Here is a 14,852-nt window from a genome sequence, read left to right on the forward strand (position 1 = left end):
GACCCCATGATCAAGTTCATTGCGAAAAGACTGGGCAGCGGTTTGGTGGTGTTGTTCGTCGTCTCGGTCCTCACCTTCACCCTGCTGTACACCTCCAGCGGAAGTATTGCCCAGAACATCCTGGGGGACCAGGCAACACCTGAACAGGTTGCCTTGAAGGAACAGGAGTTGGGGCTGGATCAGCCGCTCTTTGTCCGATACTTCGCATGGTTGGGCGATGCCCTGACCGGCAACCTTGGAGCTTCCTGGTTCACCTCGGAGCCGGTGGCCAATTCTTTGGCCACCCGCATCCCGGTAACCATGACCATGGTTTTCACCGCAATGATCCTGATCGCCATCTGCGCAGCACTGATTGGTGTTGCCGCAGCCGTGAAGCGCGGCTGGGTGGACAGGGTGGTCCAGATTGGCGCGATCGTGGGGGACTCCATCCCCGGATACGTGATCGGCGTGTTCCTGGTAACCATCCTGGCCATCCAGCTGGGTTTCTTCCCCGCCACCAGCACCATCTCCCCGGAGGTGGGTCCGGAGGCCTGGGTCTACTCCATGACCCTGCCGGTGATCGCTTTGCTGATCAACGGTGTGACCGGCGGTGCCCAGCAGATCCGCTCCGCCGTGATCAAGCAGCTGGAGCGTGACTACGTCCGGACGCTGCGCAGCCGTGGCATCGGAGAGCGCGAGATCCTCTTCAAGCACGTGCTCCGCAGCGCTGCACCTGCGGGTCTCACAGTCCTGAGCCTGCAACTGATCGGCATGCTGGGCGGCGTGGTGATCATCGAGCAGATTTTCGCCCTCCCGGGAATGGGTCCGCTGGCTGTGGCCGCAACTACCCAAACCGATCTCCCCGTGGTTATGGGAGTGGTGATGTACACCGTGGTGGTGGTCATTGTCGTGAACCTCCTGGTGGACATCCTCAATGGTTGGCTCAACCCGAAAGTACGTGTCTCATGAGCGACTCCATAGATTCAGCAGCACTCGCAGCACCTGTCCCCAACGGCCAGAGCGGCACGGTGGTCCGTTCCACCGTGATGCGCCGCCTCCTGAAGAATCCCATGGGCATCGCCTCGCTGGTGATCCTCCTGACCATCACGGTGCTGGCCATCCTGGCGCCGGTGATCGCGCCTTTCGAAGAGAACTTCGCCAACATCTCAAAGACCCTCGCGGCCCCGGACTCAGTGAACATCATGGGGACGGACAGCGCAGGGCGGGACACCTGGAGCCGCCTGCTCTTCGGCGCCCAGCTGACATTGTTGTCCGCGCTGCTGTGTGCCGGTGTCGCGATTGCCATCGGGCTCCCGGCAGGCCTGATCGCCGGTTACTACGCAGGCAAATTCGAGGCCGTCTCCAACTGGGTGGTCAGCATCCTCATGAGCCTGCCCGGCCTGATCGTCCTGCTCACCATCCGTGCAGCGTTCGGCCCGTCGGTATGGATCTCCATGATCGCCTTCGGTGTCCTGATCAGCCCGTCCTACTTCCGCCTGACCCGCACCGCCGTGCAGTCGGTGAGGAACGAGCTCTATGTGGACGCGGCCCGCGTCTCCGGCCTGTCCGATCTGAGCATCATTGCCCGCCACATCTTCTCCGTGGTCCGCGCACCCATCATCATCCAAACCGCCGCGATCGCCGGTGTTGCCATCGCCATCCAGTCCGGACTCGAATTCCTTGGCCTGGGCGATCCCACCAAAGCCACGTGGGGCGTCATGCTCTCCGAAGGCTTCAAGAACGTCTACCTCACCCCGATTCTGCTGCTCTGGCCGGCACTGGCCATGGCGCTCACCATCGGCGGACTGGTCCTGCTGGGCAACGCCATCCGCGATGCCCTGGAAGACGGCGAAAAGATCAAGCACCGCAAAAAGCGGGCGCTTGCTTCTGCTGACAGCACGACGCCGGACCCCGCCAAGGCGCGCCAGTCACGGAAGTCCGTGGCCGCCGTCGACGCCGGAACCGAACACCACTTGGTCAAGGTGACCAACCTCGGCGTCGGATATCCGCAGGCTGACGGGTCCATCAAAAAGGTAGTGGACGATGTTTCCTTCCACGTGGACCGCGGCGAAATCCTCGGCATCGTGGGCGAATCGGGATCGGGCAAGTCCCAGACCGCGTTCTCCATCCTGGGCCTGCTGCCGGACAACGCACGCATTGTGGGCGGCTCCATCCAGTTCGACGGCAACTACACCGTGGCTCCGGGCGATGACCGCGTCAGCCAGGAACGGCTGTCCAAGCTGCGCGGAAAGCGGATCTCCTACATTCCACAGGAACCCATGAGCAACCTGGACCCGGCATTCACCATCGGCTACCAGCTGGTCACACCCATGGTCCGTGTCCTGGGAATCTCCAAGGCAGAAGCCCGTCAACGGGCGCTCAAGCTGCTCACCGACGTCGGAATCATCAACCCCGAACGCACCTTCGAGGCGTACCCGCACGAGGTCTCCGGTGGCATGGCCCAGCGCGTGCTGATCGCCGGTGCCATCAGCTGCGAACCGGACCTGGTGATCGCTGACGAACCCACCACAGCCCTGGACGTCACTGTGCAGGCCGACGTGCTGGACCTGCTGCGTGAGCTTCAGCAACGGCTCAACATCGGCGTGATCCTGGTGACCCACAACTTCGGTGTTGTCGCTGACCTGTGCGACCGCGTGGCCGTGATGCAGAACGGCAGGCTCGTGGAAGAAGGCACCGTCCGCGAGATCCTCCGGAACCCCAAAGAGCCCTACACGCAGACCCTGCTGGGGTCCATGCTCGAAGGAAAGACCCCCATGACCATGCTGGTATCTAAGCCTGGATCAGCAGCACAGTCCGGATCAGCACAGAAGGAGCCGGTGGCATGAGCGTCTCCCTTGACTCATCGCAGCAGTCCCCGCTCCTGTCCGTGGAGAACCTGGTGGTGGAGTACCCCAGCAAACGGTTCAGGGCCAAGCCTTTCCGGGCGTTGACGGACATCAACATCACCATCGGCCAGGGCGAGACCCTGGGCTTGGTGGGGGAGTCCGGCTCCGGAAAAACCACCCTCGGCCGGGCCGTCCTGGGCTTGGCGCCGGTCACAGCCGGAAAAGTGATCTTCGAAGGCAACGACATCAGCAACGCTTCGCGCAAGGAACGCCGGACGCTCAGCCGGGACCTGCAAGTGGTTTTCCAGGACCCGTACACCTCGCTGAACCCGGCGCTGGAAATCGGGGAAATCCTGGCGGAGCCTTTGGGCGTGCAAGGCATGGAAGCTGCCGCTGCGAAGAAGCGGGTCCGCGAACTGCTGGACCAAGTAGGTCTGCCATCTGACGCGATCCACCGGCTGCCCCGCGAGTTCAGCGGCGGCCAGCGCCAGCGCGTGGCGATCGCGCGGGCACTCGCTTTGTCCCCGAAGCTGATTGTCTGCGACGAACCCGTCAGCGCCTTGGACCTGTCCACCCAGGCCCGCGTGCTGGATCTGTTCCTGCAGATCCAGAAAGACACCGGTGTTTCGTACCTGTTCGTCTCCCACGACCTCGACGTCGTGCGGCACATCAGCCACCGCGTGGCGGTCATGTACCACGGAGAAATCGTGGAACAAGGCCCCGCCGAGGTGGTCACCCGCGACCCCGAACACCCCTACACCCAGCGGCTGCTGCTCGCCTCGCCCGTGCCGGATCCCGACCGGCAGGAAAAGCGCCGCGCGGACAGGCACCGCCTGCTGGCTAACCAGCGCAACCAAACTGAACAAGCCGGTGCCGTGGCCTGAACAGCCCGGCATCCCATCACCGATCCAGGGTCCGGAAGGGCCCGGAAACCCCGGAGGAAAAAGTGGCCACAATAGGCGTACAGGCGATGATGTTGAAGGACAGCTTCGCGGAAGTCGGGGCGTTTGAAACGCTCCGTAAGGTCAGCGCGATCGGCTACAACGCCGTCGAGATTTCCCAGATCCCCATGACCCCGGAGAACGTGGGCGAGCTGGACCGCTCCCGCACCGAGCTGGGTATGGACATCGCCGCGCTTTCGGTCAACATTGAAGGCCGCAAAGGCATGCCCGTGGAATCATTGGCTGACAACTTCGACAAGATCGTGGACGACGCCAAGCGCCTGGACAGCTCGTTGCTCCGCATCGGGATGCTTCCGTTCGGGGCCATGAAATCACTGGACTCGGTGGTTGAATTCGCCAAGCAAGCCAACGGTTATGCCGAACGGCTCCAGGAACACGGCATCAGCTTGTACTACCACAACCACCACATCGAGTTCGCGAAGTTCGACGGCAAATACATGCTGGACATCATCGCCGACAACTCCCCGGCCATGGGCATGGAGATCGACGTGCACTGGGTTCAGCGCGGTGGCCTCGATCCCGTGCGGACCCTTGAAAAGTACGCCGGCAATACTGCCATGGTGCACCTCAAGGATTACAGGATCGGTCAGATGCCGGAATCGTCCTTCGGGCTCCTGGAGAAGGGTGACTTCCCCGGGTTCATGGCGGAGTTCCGCAACGTGGTGCAGTTCGCCGAAGTGGGCGAGGGCAACCTGGACTTCCCCGCCATCATTCCGGCCGCCGTCGCTGCAGGTGCCAGGTACCTCTTGGTGGAGCAGGACGAGCTGTATGGGCGGACCGTGTGGGACGCACTCCAAACCTCGTACGACAACTTGGTGGCCATGGGCCACGCGGACCTTTTCTAGATTTCAGCCACTTCCCGGTTCTCACCACAGGAGATTGCATTCATGAGCAAGAAAGTACGCCTCGGCATCATCGGCCTGGGCCAGCAAGGCGGCACCTACGCCAAGTTCATCACGGACGGCCTGGTGCCCAATATGGAGATCGGCGCAATCTGCGATGTTGATCCTGCCAAGAAGGAACTCGCAGCCTCGCTGTACCCGGATGTCCCGTTCTACGACGACTACATTGCCCTGCTTGAAAGCGGCTCCGTAGACGCGATCGTCACCTGCGTGCCGCACTTCCTGCACCCGGAGATGGGGATCGAAACCCTCAGGCGCAACATCCACGCGCTCGTGGAGAAGCCCGCCGGCGTCTACACCAAGCAAGTCAAGGAGCTGAACGAGTTCGCCGCCTCCAAGCCGGAACTTTCCTTCGGCATCATGTTCAACCAGCGCAACAACCCGCTGTACAAGAAGCTCAAGGAAATCGTTGATAACGGCGAGATCGGCAAGATCCGCCGCTCCAACTGGATCATCACCAACTGGTGGCGTCCGCAGGGCTACTACAACTCCAGCGAGTGGCGGGCTACGTGGGGCGGCGAGGGCGGCGGTGTCCTGGTCAACCAGGCACCGCACCAGCTGGATCTGTGGCAGTGGATTTGTGGCGTCCCCCAGTCCGTGTATTCGAAGGTGGCGTACGGCTTCCGCCGCGACATCGCCGTCGAGGATGAAGTCACCGCAGTGGTGGATTATGGCGACGGCGCCACTGGAGTTTTCGTGACAGCCACCCACGACATCGTGGGAACCGACAGGTTCGAAATCCTGGGCGACCAAGGCAAGATCGTGGTGGAAAACAGCAAGGTAGCAACCGTCACCCGGCTGGTGAAGCCTGAGCGCGACATCAGCGATTCCATGGGCATGGACGACGTCCGCAAGCTCTTCATGGGCCAGCTGAACCGCGAAGAGCTGTACAGCACCGAAACCATCGAGTTCGAGTCTGTATGGGGTGGCCAGCACGCCGGCGTCCTGGAGAACTTTGCCGCCAACATTCTGGACGGCACGCCGCTCCTTGCTCCGGGCTCTGACGGTATCAACGGTGTTCGTCTGGCCAACGCCATCCACCTTTCCAGCTGGACCGGCAAGGAAGTGTCCTTGGACTTTGATGAGGATGAATTCCTGCAGGAGCTCAACAAGCGCATTGCGGAAGAAGGAAAGTTCTCCGAGCGTTCCTAAGCAGAGTGGGCCGGTTGCCATCATTAAAGGATGGCAACCGGCTTGTTTTGTTGCCATGCGGTCTACGATGGAGCGGTGACTGACCTGACGAGCACCGGAGCAGCAACCACCCCCACCAAACGAGGCCGGGGTGAGAAGTCTTCTGCCACGATTTACGACATCGCGAAGCTCGCGGGCGTGAATCCCTCTACGGTGTCCCGCGCCCTGAGTAAGCCGGGCCGCGTGAGCGCCAAGACGCAGAAGATCATTGAGGATGCTGCGGCGGAGCTGAACTACCAGGTGAATCCATTCGCCCGGGCCCTCCCCACCGGCCGCACCCAGACCATCGGATTGATCGTCGCGGACATCACCAACCCCACCTTCTTTGACATCATCCGCGGCGCGGAAACCACAGGATCCGCCCGCGATTACACCCTTGTTCTGGCCGAGTCCGCGGAGTCACCGGAGACGGAAGTAACGGCGGCCCGACGCCTGCTGAGCACCGTGGATGGCCTCATCCTGGCCAGCCCCCGCATGGACGATGACCAGATCCGGGCCTTGGCTGCGGACAAGCCTGTGGCCGTCATTAACCGTGAAATTTCCGGCGTTCCGTGCGTCGTCCCTGACGTCAACAAGGGCATCAGCGAAGCTGTTCGCAGCTTGGCCGCCAACGGCCACGAAAAGCTTGCGTACGTCGCCGGGCCGGCGCGGTCCTGGATGACGGGCCGCCGTTGGGAAGGCGTCAAAGCTGCCGCTGAATGGTCCAAGCTCAGCGCGGTGCGCCTCGAATCATCCAAACCAACGGTCGACGGTGGCCGGCAGGTTGCGCGCGACGTCCTGGAAAGCGGCGCGACGGCGGTGATCACCTACAACGACCTCCTGGCTATCGGCTTGATGCAGGAACTGCAGGCTGGCGGGATGAGTGTCCCGGACCAGATCAGCATTGTGGGGTTCGATGACATTTTTGGCGCCGATTTCACCACTCCCGCATTGACCACAGTGCGCTCACCCTTGGGGGAGTGCGGCACCCGCGCCGTGACCATCCTCCTGGATATGCTGCAGGGCCACGAGGCGCCGGGCGAGGCTGTTCGCGTGGAAACGGAACTCGTGGTGCGAGGGTCCAGCGGTCGCCTCCTCGCCTGACCTCAGCAGCCTGTTGCATCGCAGAATGCAACAGGGTGGCAATATTTGGCAACCGGTTGACAAAAGGTGAGCCGGAACGCAAGATTGACCTATGTCACAGTCCATTGCCGCACACCCTGACAGGCTCCTGCCCGCAGATCCCGGGACGCGCAGCATCGCGCGGTCCTTGCTGGAGCGCGTCCAGGACCTGCCCATCATTTCTCCCCACGGCCACGTTGACGCCGCTGTCATCGAACAGAACACGCCGTTCCCCGACCCCGCGGCACTCCTGGTCAGTCCGGACCACTACGTCACCCGCCTGATCCACGCCAATGGTGTTTCGATGGATCAGTTGCTGACCGGCGCGGCGTCCGCTCCCGAGTCCCGGGAGATCTGGAGGCAGTTTGTCCAGGCCTGGCCACTGTTCGAGGGAACAGCCTCCGGATACTGGCTGCGCACCCAGTTCAACGATGTCTTCAAACTCGGTGCAGACCTCAGTGAGATGCCTTCCGACGCCAGCTACGACGCGATTGCCGCCAAGCTGGTGGAGCCGGACTTCCGTCCCCGGCAGCTCTTCAAGGACTTCAACATTGAGGTCCTGGCCACCACCGACGATCCCCTGGATAACCTGGCCAGCCACAAGGCCCTCAGCGAGGACCCCAGCTTCAATGGCCGCGTGCTCCCCACGTTCCGCCCGGATGCCTACCTGAACGTGGCGCATCCGCAGTGGAGCAGCAATGTTGACCGCTTGATGGAAACCGCAGGCGACGGTGCCACCGGCTACGCGGGCTATATTGCGGCGCTTGAGAACCGCCGTCGTTATTTTGTGGAGCATGGCGCGGTATCGGCGGACCACGGCGTCCGCACGCCGGCCACCCTCAAACTGGATGCGGCGGATGCGGAAGCGCTCTTTGAAAAGGCCCGGGCGGGCAAGGCCACAGCTGCTGACCGCGATGCGTTCGAGGCCCACATGATGTACCAGATGGCACGCATGTCAGTGGCGGATGGATTGGTCATGACCATCCACCCGGGCTCCTTCCGGAACCACCATGGCCCAACTTTCGAGTCCTTCGGCGCCGACACCGGTCACGACATTCCGTTCGCCGTGAACTACACCGAGGCCATCCGTCCGTTGCTGCAGGACTTCGGCACGGCCAAGGATTTCCACCTGGTGCTCTTCACCCTCGATGAGACCGTCTTCTCCCGTGAACTCGCTCCATTGGCCGGCTTCTACCCGTCCGTGTACATCGGCGCACCGTGGTGGTTCCTCGATGCACCGGATGCCATGTTGCGCTTCCGCTCCGCAGTGACGGAAACCGCCGGCTTCTCGCGGTCCTCCGGCTTCATCGATGACACCCGCGCCTTCTGCTCCATCCCCGCGCGGCACGACGCCTCCCGGAGGATCGAAGCGTCCTTCCTCGCGCGCCTTGTAGCCGAGCACCGCGTTACTGAAGACCGGGCGCACGAGCTGATCCTCGACGTCGTCGATTCCTCGCCCCGCAGGGTGTTCAAGCTATGACCGCCGAAATGCCCCGCCTGGGCCGTGACGTTGCGCCCGCCCCCAAAGCTCCCGTGCGCATGGTGCACCTGGGCCTGGGAGCCTTCCACCGTTCGCACCAGGCCTGGTACACGCAGCACGCCGGCGACGCGGGGGAGTGGGGCATTGCCTCCTTCACTGGTCGCCGCCCGGACGCCGCCGAGGTTCTGGCCGCGCAAGACGGACTGTTCACCCTTGTGGAGCGCTCCGATGCGGGGGATTCGTTCGAGGTTGTGGGCAGCATCGTGGAAGCCGTGGATGGCGCCGATGTGCAGCGCTTGGTCGAACTGGTAGCGGCACCCCAAACCGCTGTGGTCACGCTGACCATCACCGAGGCCGCCTACGGGTTTGGCGCGGACGACGTGACGCTGCTGCGTGCCGGCGAAAAGCCCACGACGCCGTTGGGGCGTCTGGTCCGCGGCCTCGCCGCCCGCAGGGACGCCGACGCCGGTCCCCTCGCCGTGGTCTCCTGCGACAACCTCTCGGACAACGGCAACGTCGCGCGCCATGCCGTAGCGAACCTTGCCCGGGAGGTGGACGCCGGACTGGCGGACTGGATTGACGCCAATGTCAGTTTCGTGAGCACCTCAGTGGACAGGATCACCCCGCGCACCACCGCCGACGACGTTCAGCTGGTGGCCCGCAAGTGCGGCTACCGGGATGAAGCACCGGTGGTGGCCGAGCCCTTCCGCAACTGGGCGCTCAGCGGCGACTTCCCTGCCGGGCGCCCCCGCTGGGAGGACGCCGGCGCGCTCTTCGTGGACCACATAGAGCCTTACGAGAACCGGAAGCTCTGGCTCCTCAACGGCGCACACTCCATCCTGGCTTACGCCGGACAGCTCCGTGGACACACCACTGTTGCCGAAGCGCTGGCTGATCCCTTGTGCTTGCAAGCCGTGGAGGAGTTCTGGGATGAAGCATCCCGCCACCTTGCCGGCGACGATCTGCGCATTCCTGAGTACAGGGCCGCCTTGCTGGACCGCTTCGGTAACTCGCGGATCGCCCACCACTTGGCCCAAATCGCCATGGATGCCAGCACTAAACTCCGGATGCGGGCCGTCCCCGTGCTCCGGGCTGAGCGTGCGGCGGGCCGGAGTGGCGAGGGCGCAGCCCGGATGATTGCGGCGTGGGCCGCGTACGTGGACTCAAACCCCGGACTGCAGGACCCGCAATCGGAGGCAGTGGCCGTGGCCAACAAAGAGGTGGGCTCTGAGCGCATCGCTGCCCTCGTAGCGTTGCTGGATGCTGAGTTCGCCCGGGATTCCGCGGTAGTTGAGCTCGTCCACAAGCTCAGTCTCGAATTCGCAAACCTCGCGCAACCGATTGCCGTTGCCGGTAATCCAAACTAGACCTCCCGAAAGGAAAAGCTGTGAAAATCATTGCCGCTGATGTCTTTGTGACCAGCCCGTCCCGTAACTTCGTTACTTTGCGCATCACCACGGAGGACGGTGTCACCGGCATTGGTGACGCCACGCTCAATGGCCGTGAACTGGCCGTCGCCGCGTACCTCAAGGAACATGTAGCCCAGCTGCTCATCGGCAAGGATCCGCACCGGATCGAGGACACGTGGCAGTTCCTCTACCGCAGCTCATACTGGCGCCGTGGCCCCGTGACCATGGCGGCGATTGCCGCCGTCGACATGGCGCTGTGGGACATCAAGGGCAAGATCGCCGGGATGCCGGTGTACCAGCTGTTGGGTGGCGCTTCCCGCAACGGTTTGCGGGCCTACGGCCACGCGTCCGGCGCGGACATTCCCTCACTGTTCGACTCCGTTCGTGAGCACCTGGAACTGGGCTACAAGTCCATCCGCATCCAGACCGCCATCCCCGGCATCAAAGCCGTGTACGGTGTTGCCGCGCAGGCACAGGCCTCGGGTGAACGCTATGACTACGAGCCCGCCGGTCGTGGCGCGTTCCCGCAAGAAGAGGACTGGGATACCCGCGCCTACCTGCGCCACCTGCCCACCGTGTTTGAAGCCGTCCGGAACGAGTTCGGCCCGGAAATCCCGCTGCTGCACGACGGCCACCACCGCATGACGCCCATCCAGGCCGCCAAACTCGGCAAAGCCCTGGAACCGTACGACCTCTTCTGGCTGGAAGACTGCACCCCGGCCGAGAACCAGGAAGGCCTGCGCCTGGTCCGCCAGCACACCACCACCCCGCTGGCCATTGGTGAAATCTTCAACACCGTGTTCGACTTCCAGACCCTCATCAAAGAACAGCTGATCGACTACGTTCGCGCAGCATCCACCCACTTCGGCGGCATTTCCCCGCTGAAGAAGGTCATGGACTTCGCGGCCCAGTACCAGATCAAGTCCGGCTTCCACGGACCCACCGATATTTCGCCGGTAGGTTTCGCCGCCCAGCTCCACGTGGGCCTGGCCATCCACAACTACGGCATCCAGGAATACATGCAGCACTCGGACAAGACCAACGAGGTCTTCCAGCAGTCCATGACCTTCAAGGACGGCTACCTGCACCCCGGCGACGAACCCGGCATCGGCGTCGAATTCAACGAAGAAGCCGCCGCTGCCTTCCCGTACCAGCAGGCCTACCTGCCGTACAACCGCCTCGTGGACGGCACGGTTCATGACTGGTAAATCGGATTCTGGTGCTCGCCACCACATCGTGGTCATGGGGGTGGCCGGCTGCGGCAAAAGTACCATAGGTGCCGCGCTCGCCGAGCGGTTTGGTGCTGAATTTCTCGACGGCGATTCGCTGCACCCCCAGGCGAACATCGACAAGATGGCCTCCGGTACTCCGCTGAACGACGACGACCGCGCACCGTGGTTGGCCGAAATCGGCAGGCGATTCCCGGCGTCGGACTCTGCTCTGGTGATCGCGTGCAGCGCGCTCAAACGCTCGTACCGGGACATCATCCGCAGCGCCGATCCGTCGGTGATCTTCGTGCACCTCCACGGGACCCGTGACCTGTTGCATGAGCGCGTGAACGCGCGGCCCGGCCATTTCATGCCGGCCTCGCTGCTGGATTCGCAACTGGCAACACTGGAACCGTTGCAGGACGACGAAGGCGGGGTGGTTGTGGACATTGCCCAATCCGTGGAGGACATCGTGTCGGAAGTGGGCTTGGGACTGAGCGGCAAGGGTCCGTTCCTTGTGGACCTCACAGCGGCCCCGTTCAACCTCGACGACGCTGCGGTGGAGTGGGTGGAGGCGACCATCGGCTCCATGACGCTGGAAGAGAAGATCGGCCAGCTCTTCATCAACCACAACAATGACTACTCGCCGGCGTACCTCGATGGCGTGCTGGAGAACTTCCACGTGGGCGGCATGCGCTACCGTCCCGGTCCGTCGTCGGCCGTGCAGGAGCACATCCGTTACGCCCAGTCCAAAACCCGGATCCCGTTGCTGATTGCGTCCAACCCTGAAATGGGTGGGGCCGGCAGCTGTGACGATGGCACCTTCGTGTCCACCCACCTGCAGGCCGGTTCGCACCCCGATCAGAATATTGCCCGGCAGATGGGCCAGGTGGCCGGCGTTGAAACTGCTGCGCTGGGCTGTAACTGGGCCTTCGCGCCGATCGTGGACATCCACTACAACTGGCGGAACACGGTCATCTCCACGCGGGCTTTCGGCAACACCCCGGACGTTGTGGTGGAACGGGCCAAAGAGTACTTCGACGGCATCAGCGAGTCACCTACTGTCTGCGCCATGAAGCACTTCCCTGGTGACGGTATCGATGAGCGCGATCAACACGTGGTCACCTCCTACAACACTCTTGGCTATGACCAGTGGAACAAGAGCTACGGGCACGTGTACCGCGAGATGATCGGGCACGGCGTGCAGTCCATCATGGTGGGTCACATCGGTGCGCCGGAGGTATCCCGGCATTTCCGTCCCGGCCTGGCGGATTCCGAGGTATTGCCCGCAACGCTGGCTCCGGAACTGCTGCAGGACCTGCTGCGGGGCGAGCTCGGCTTCAACGGGTTGGTCCTCACGGACGCTTCCTTGATGGTGGGCCTGACGCAGGCCATGAAGCGTCGGGACCTGGTGCCGGCCACCATCGCGGCCGGCTGTGACATGTTCCTGTTCTTCAGGAATCCCGAGGAGGACTTCGGGTACATGCTGGACGGCTACAAGTCCGGCGTGATCACCGAAGGGCGTTTGCAGGATGCCTTGCGGCGGATTCTTGGCTTGAAGGCGAGCCTCGGTCTGCACCTCGCTTCCCGGGAGTCGTTGGTTCCGGCGGCCGAGGCCTTGGCCGTCATCGGCAGCGAAGCCCACCGTGAAATCGCCGCCGAGGTGGCGGATAAGACCGTCACCCTGGTGAAGGATACTGCTGGTAACTTGCCCATCTCAGCTCAAACGCATCCGCGGATCCGTCTCTACGGCATCTCCGGTGGCGCCGACTTCACGCGGGCTGACCCGCTCGCGTATCTGGACACCGTCCGGGAAGAGCTGGAAGCAGCAGGTTTTGAGGTCAGTGTGTTCAAGACCGCCGAGCAGCGCGAAGCCGCAGGAGAAGCCGGCATGAACTTCATGCGGGTCCTGTCCGAAGAAGCCACGGGCGATTACGCGGAGCGCTACGACGCAGCCTTCGTGTTTGCCAATGTGAAGGGCTTTGCGCAGGAGGCTTCACTTCGGATCAAGTGGTCCTCGCCGATGGCGCCCGAGATTCCTTGGTATGCCACGGAGGTTCCCACGGTGTTTGTCTCACTGAACCAACCGAACCACTTGATCGACGTACCCATGATCAGGACCGTCATTCACGCACACGCGGCGACGCGCGAGGCTATCCGAGCAACCATCCAAAAGATCCAAGGCATGTCCGAGTTCCAGGGAACGTTCAACCAGAACGTCTTCTGCGATTCGTTCGACACCCGCCTCTGAGCTGAGGCGTCGGCCCGGCACCGCCCACAAGGCGGTGCCGGGCCTTTTTGTGTTCGCGGTGTGAAGCAGTCCATTGTGAACGCTAACAACGTTTCACGTCAAGAGCGTTGGGAGGAGTTTTAGGCCGCAATCATTTCGTGATCCACGGCACTTGACCGACGGTATTGTTAGCGTTCACAATGGCAGTCGCACCACCTTTCAGTGGCATGTGCCGCACCCCAGCCCACAAGCCCGCTAAGCGTTACCGTGCCGGACGCGCAGATGCTCCGGCTTGCATCAGAGTTCGCGGCAAAGCTGCCGCGTAAGGAGAGCAACGTGAGATTGAAGAAACTCCTGGGCGCCGTCGCGGTGGTCCTGACCTTGACCGTGGGAGCCACGGGCTGCGGAACCCGCGGTGGAACCGCCGAGTCCAGCACTGCCGCCAACCCCAGCGACTCCCTGGTTGGTATTTCGATGCCCACCCAGACGTCCGAGCGCTGGATCGCTGACGGCGCCAACGTGGAGAAGTCCCTGAAGGACCTTGGCTACAAGACGGACCTCCAGTTCGCCAACGATGACATTCCCACGCAGGTTTCCCAGATTGAGAACATGCTGACCAAGGGTGCCAAGGCGCTCATCATCGCGGCCATCGATGGCACCACCCTGACCGACGTCCTGGCCAAGGCCAAGGAGCAGAACGTCAAGGTCATCGCCTACGACCGCCTCATCAACGGCACCCCCAACGTGGACTACTACACCACCTTCGACAACTACACCGTGGGCGTCCAGCAGGCCACCTCCTTGCTGACCGGCCTGGGCCTCGTGGACGCGAGCGGCAAGAAAGTTGAGGGCAAGGGCCCGTTCAACGTTGAACTGTTTGCGGGCAGCCCGGACGACAACAACGCCAACTTCTTCTGGACCGGCGCCATGGACACCCTGAAGCCGTACCTGGACGCAGGCACCTTGAAGGTTCCCAGCGGCCAGACCAAGTTTGAGCAGGCAGCCATCCTGCGCTGGCAGGCACCCGTTGCCCAGAAGCGCATGGAAGACATCCTCACCTCGGCCTACAGCTCCGGAACCAAGCTGAACGGCGTGCTGTCCCCGTATGACGGACTCTCCATCGGCATCATTTCCGCGCTGTCCAGCACCGGCGGCTACTCCACTGGCAACCTGCCGGTAGTCACCGGTCAGGATGCAGAGAAGGGCTCCGTGAAGTCCATCATCGCCGGCGAGCAGTACTCCACCATCTTCAAGGACACCCGCCAGCTGGGCGCCCAGGCCGTCAAGATGGTTGACGCCGTCCTCAAGGGCACCGAGCCGGAAACCAACGACACCAAGACCTACAACAACAAGGTCAAAGTTGTCCCGGCGTTCCTCCTGAAGTCCGTGATCATCACCAAGGACAACTTCCAGAAGGAACTGATCGACTCGGGCTACTACAAGGAAGCCGACGTCAAGTAATCACGTCTGTGGCCCCTCCTGCAGCAGGAGGGGCCACAGCCTCCCTTACAGCCTGCCCGAGTCCTCGGCCCGGCCAAGTTCCA

Annotated in this window: 11 protein-coding genes; all 11 read left to right on the plus strand. The window is 62.8% G+C overall.

Annotated elements, in window-relative coordinates:
• Positions 1–6 precede the first annotated feature (6 nt).
• Positions 7–948: an ABC transporter permease gene (locus AR689_RS14950; RefSeq protein WP_026542293.1), complete on the plus strand. Its 942-nt coding sequence runs from the start codon at positions 7–9 to the stop codon at positions 946–948.
• The gene (locus AR689_RS14955; protein ID WP_062071383.1) at positions 945–2,825 is read left to right on the plus strand and encodes a dipeptide/oligopeptide/nickel ABC transporter permease/ATP-binding protein; all 1,881 of its coding nucleotides are present in this window, start codon (positions 945–947) and stop codon (positions 2,823–2,825) included. Before AR689_RS14950 ends, AR689_RS14955 begins: the two co-directional genes overlap by 4 nt.
• Positions 2,822–3,709, plus strand: a complete 888-nt coding sequence (locus tag AR689_RS14960; RefSeq protein WP_062071384.1) for an ATP-binding cassette domain-containing protein — start codon at positions 2,822–2,824, stop codon at positions 3,707–3,709. Before AR689_RS14955 ends, AR689_RS14960 begins: the two co-directional genes overlap by 4 nt.
• Before the next feature lie 86 nt (positions 3,710–3,795).
• Positions 3,796–4,632, plus strand: a complete 837-nt coding sequence (locus tag AR689_RS14965) for a sugar phosphate isomerase/epimerase family protein (protein ID WP_062071386.1) — start codon at positions 3,796–3,798, stop codon at positions 4,630–4,632.
• A gap of 42 nt (positions 4,633–4,674) precedes the next feature.
• Positions 4,675–5,841, plus strand: coding sequence for a Gfo/Idh/MocA family protein (locus tag AR689_RS14970; RefSeq protein WP_062071388.1), 1,167 nt, complete (start codon positions 4,675–4,677; stop codon positions 5,839–5,841).
• Between the two features lie 75 nt (positions 5,842–5,916).
• Positions 5,917–6,963: a LacI family DNA-binding transcriptional regulator gene (locus tag AR689_RS14975; protein WP_062071391.1), complete on the plus strand. Its 1,047-nt coding sequence runs from the start codon at positions 5,917–5,919 to the stop codon at positions 6,961–6,963.
• A 91-nt stretch (positions 6,964–7,054) separates the two neighbouring features.
• Complete coding sequence (uxaC, locus tag AR689_RS14980; RefSeq protein WP_062071393.1) at positions 7,055–8,461, plus strand: glucuronate isomerase; 1,407 nt, start codon at positions 7,055–7,057, stop codon at positions 8,459–8,461.
• Positions 8,458–9,828 carry a mannitol dehydrogenase family protein gene (locus AR689_RS14985; protein WP_062071395.1) on the plus strand — a complete coding sequence of 457 codons (1,371 nt, stop codon included), beginning with the start codon at positions 8,458–8,460 and terminating at the stop codon, positions 9,826–9,828. The genes uxaC and AR689_RS14985 overlap by 4 nt, the downstream gene beginning before the upstream one ends.
• Positions 9,829–9,848: 20 nt before the next feature.
• Complete coding sequence (gene manD / locus AR689_RS14990; RefSeq protein ID WP_062071397.1) at positions 9,849–11,078, plus strand: D-mannonate dehydratase ManD; 1,230 nt, start codon at positions 9,849–9,851, stop codon at positions 11,076–11,078.
• Complete coding sequence (locus AR689_RS14995) at positions 11,068–13,329, plus strand: gluconokinase, GntK/IdnK-type (RefSeq protein ID WP_062071399.1); 2,262 nt, start codon at positions 11,068–11,070, stop codon at positions 13,327–13,329. Before manD ends, AR689_RS14995 begins: the two co-directional genes overlap by 11 nt.
• Positions 13,330–13,644: 315 nt before the next feature.
• Positions 13,645–14,769 (plus strand): multiple monosaccharide ABC transporter substrate-binding protein, encoded by a 1,125-nt coding sequence (chvE, locus tag AR689_RS15000; RefSeq protein WP_353611608.1) that lies wholly within the window; start codon positions 13,645–13,647, stop codon positions 14,767–14,769.
• The last annotated feature ends 83 nt before the right edge of the window (positions 14,770–14,852 follow it).

Origin of the sequence: Arthrobacter sp. EpRS71 (genome assembly GCF_001512285.1) — a bacterium.
Lineage (GTDB): Bacteria > Actinomycetota > Actinomycetes > Actinomycetales > Micrococcaceae > Arthrobacter.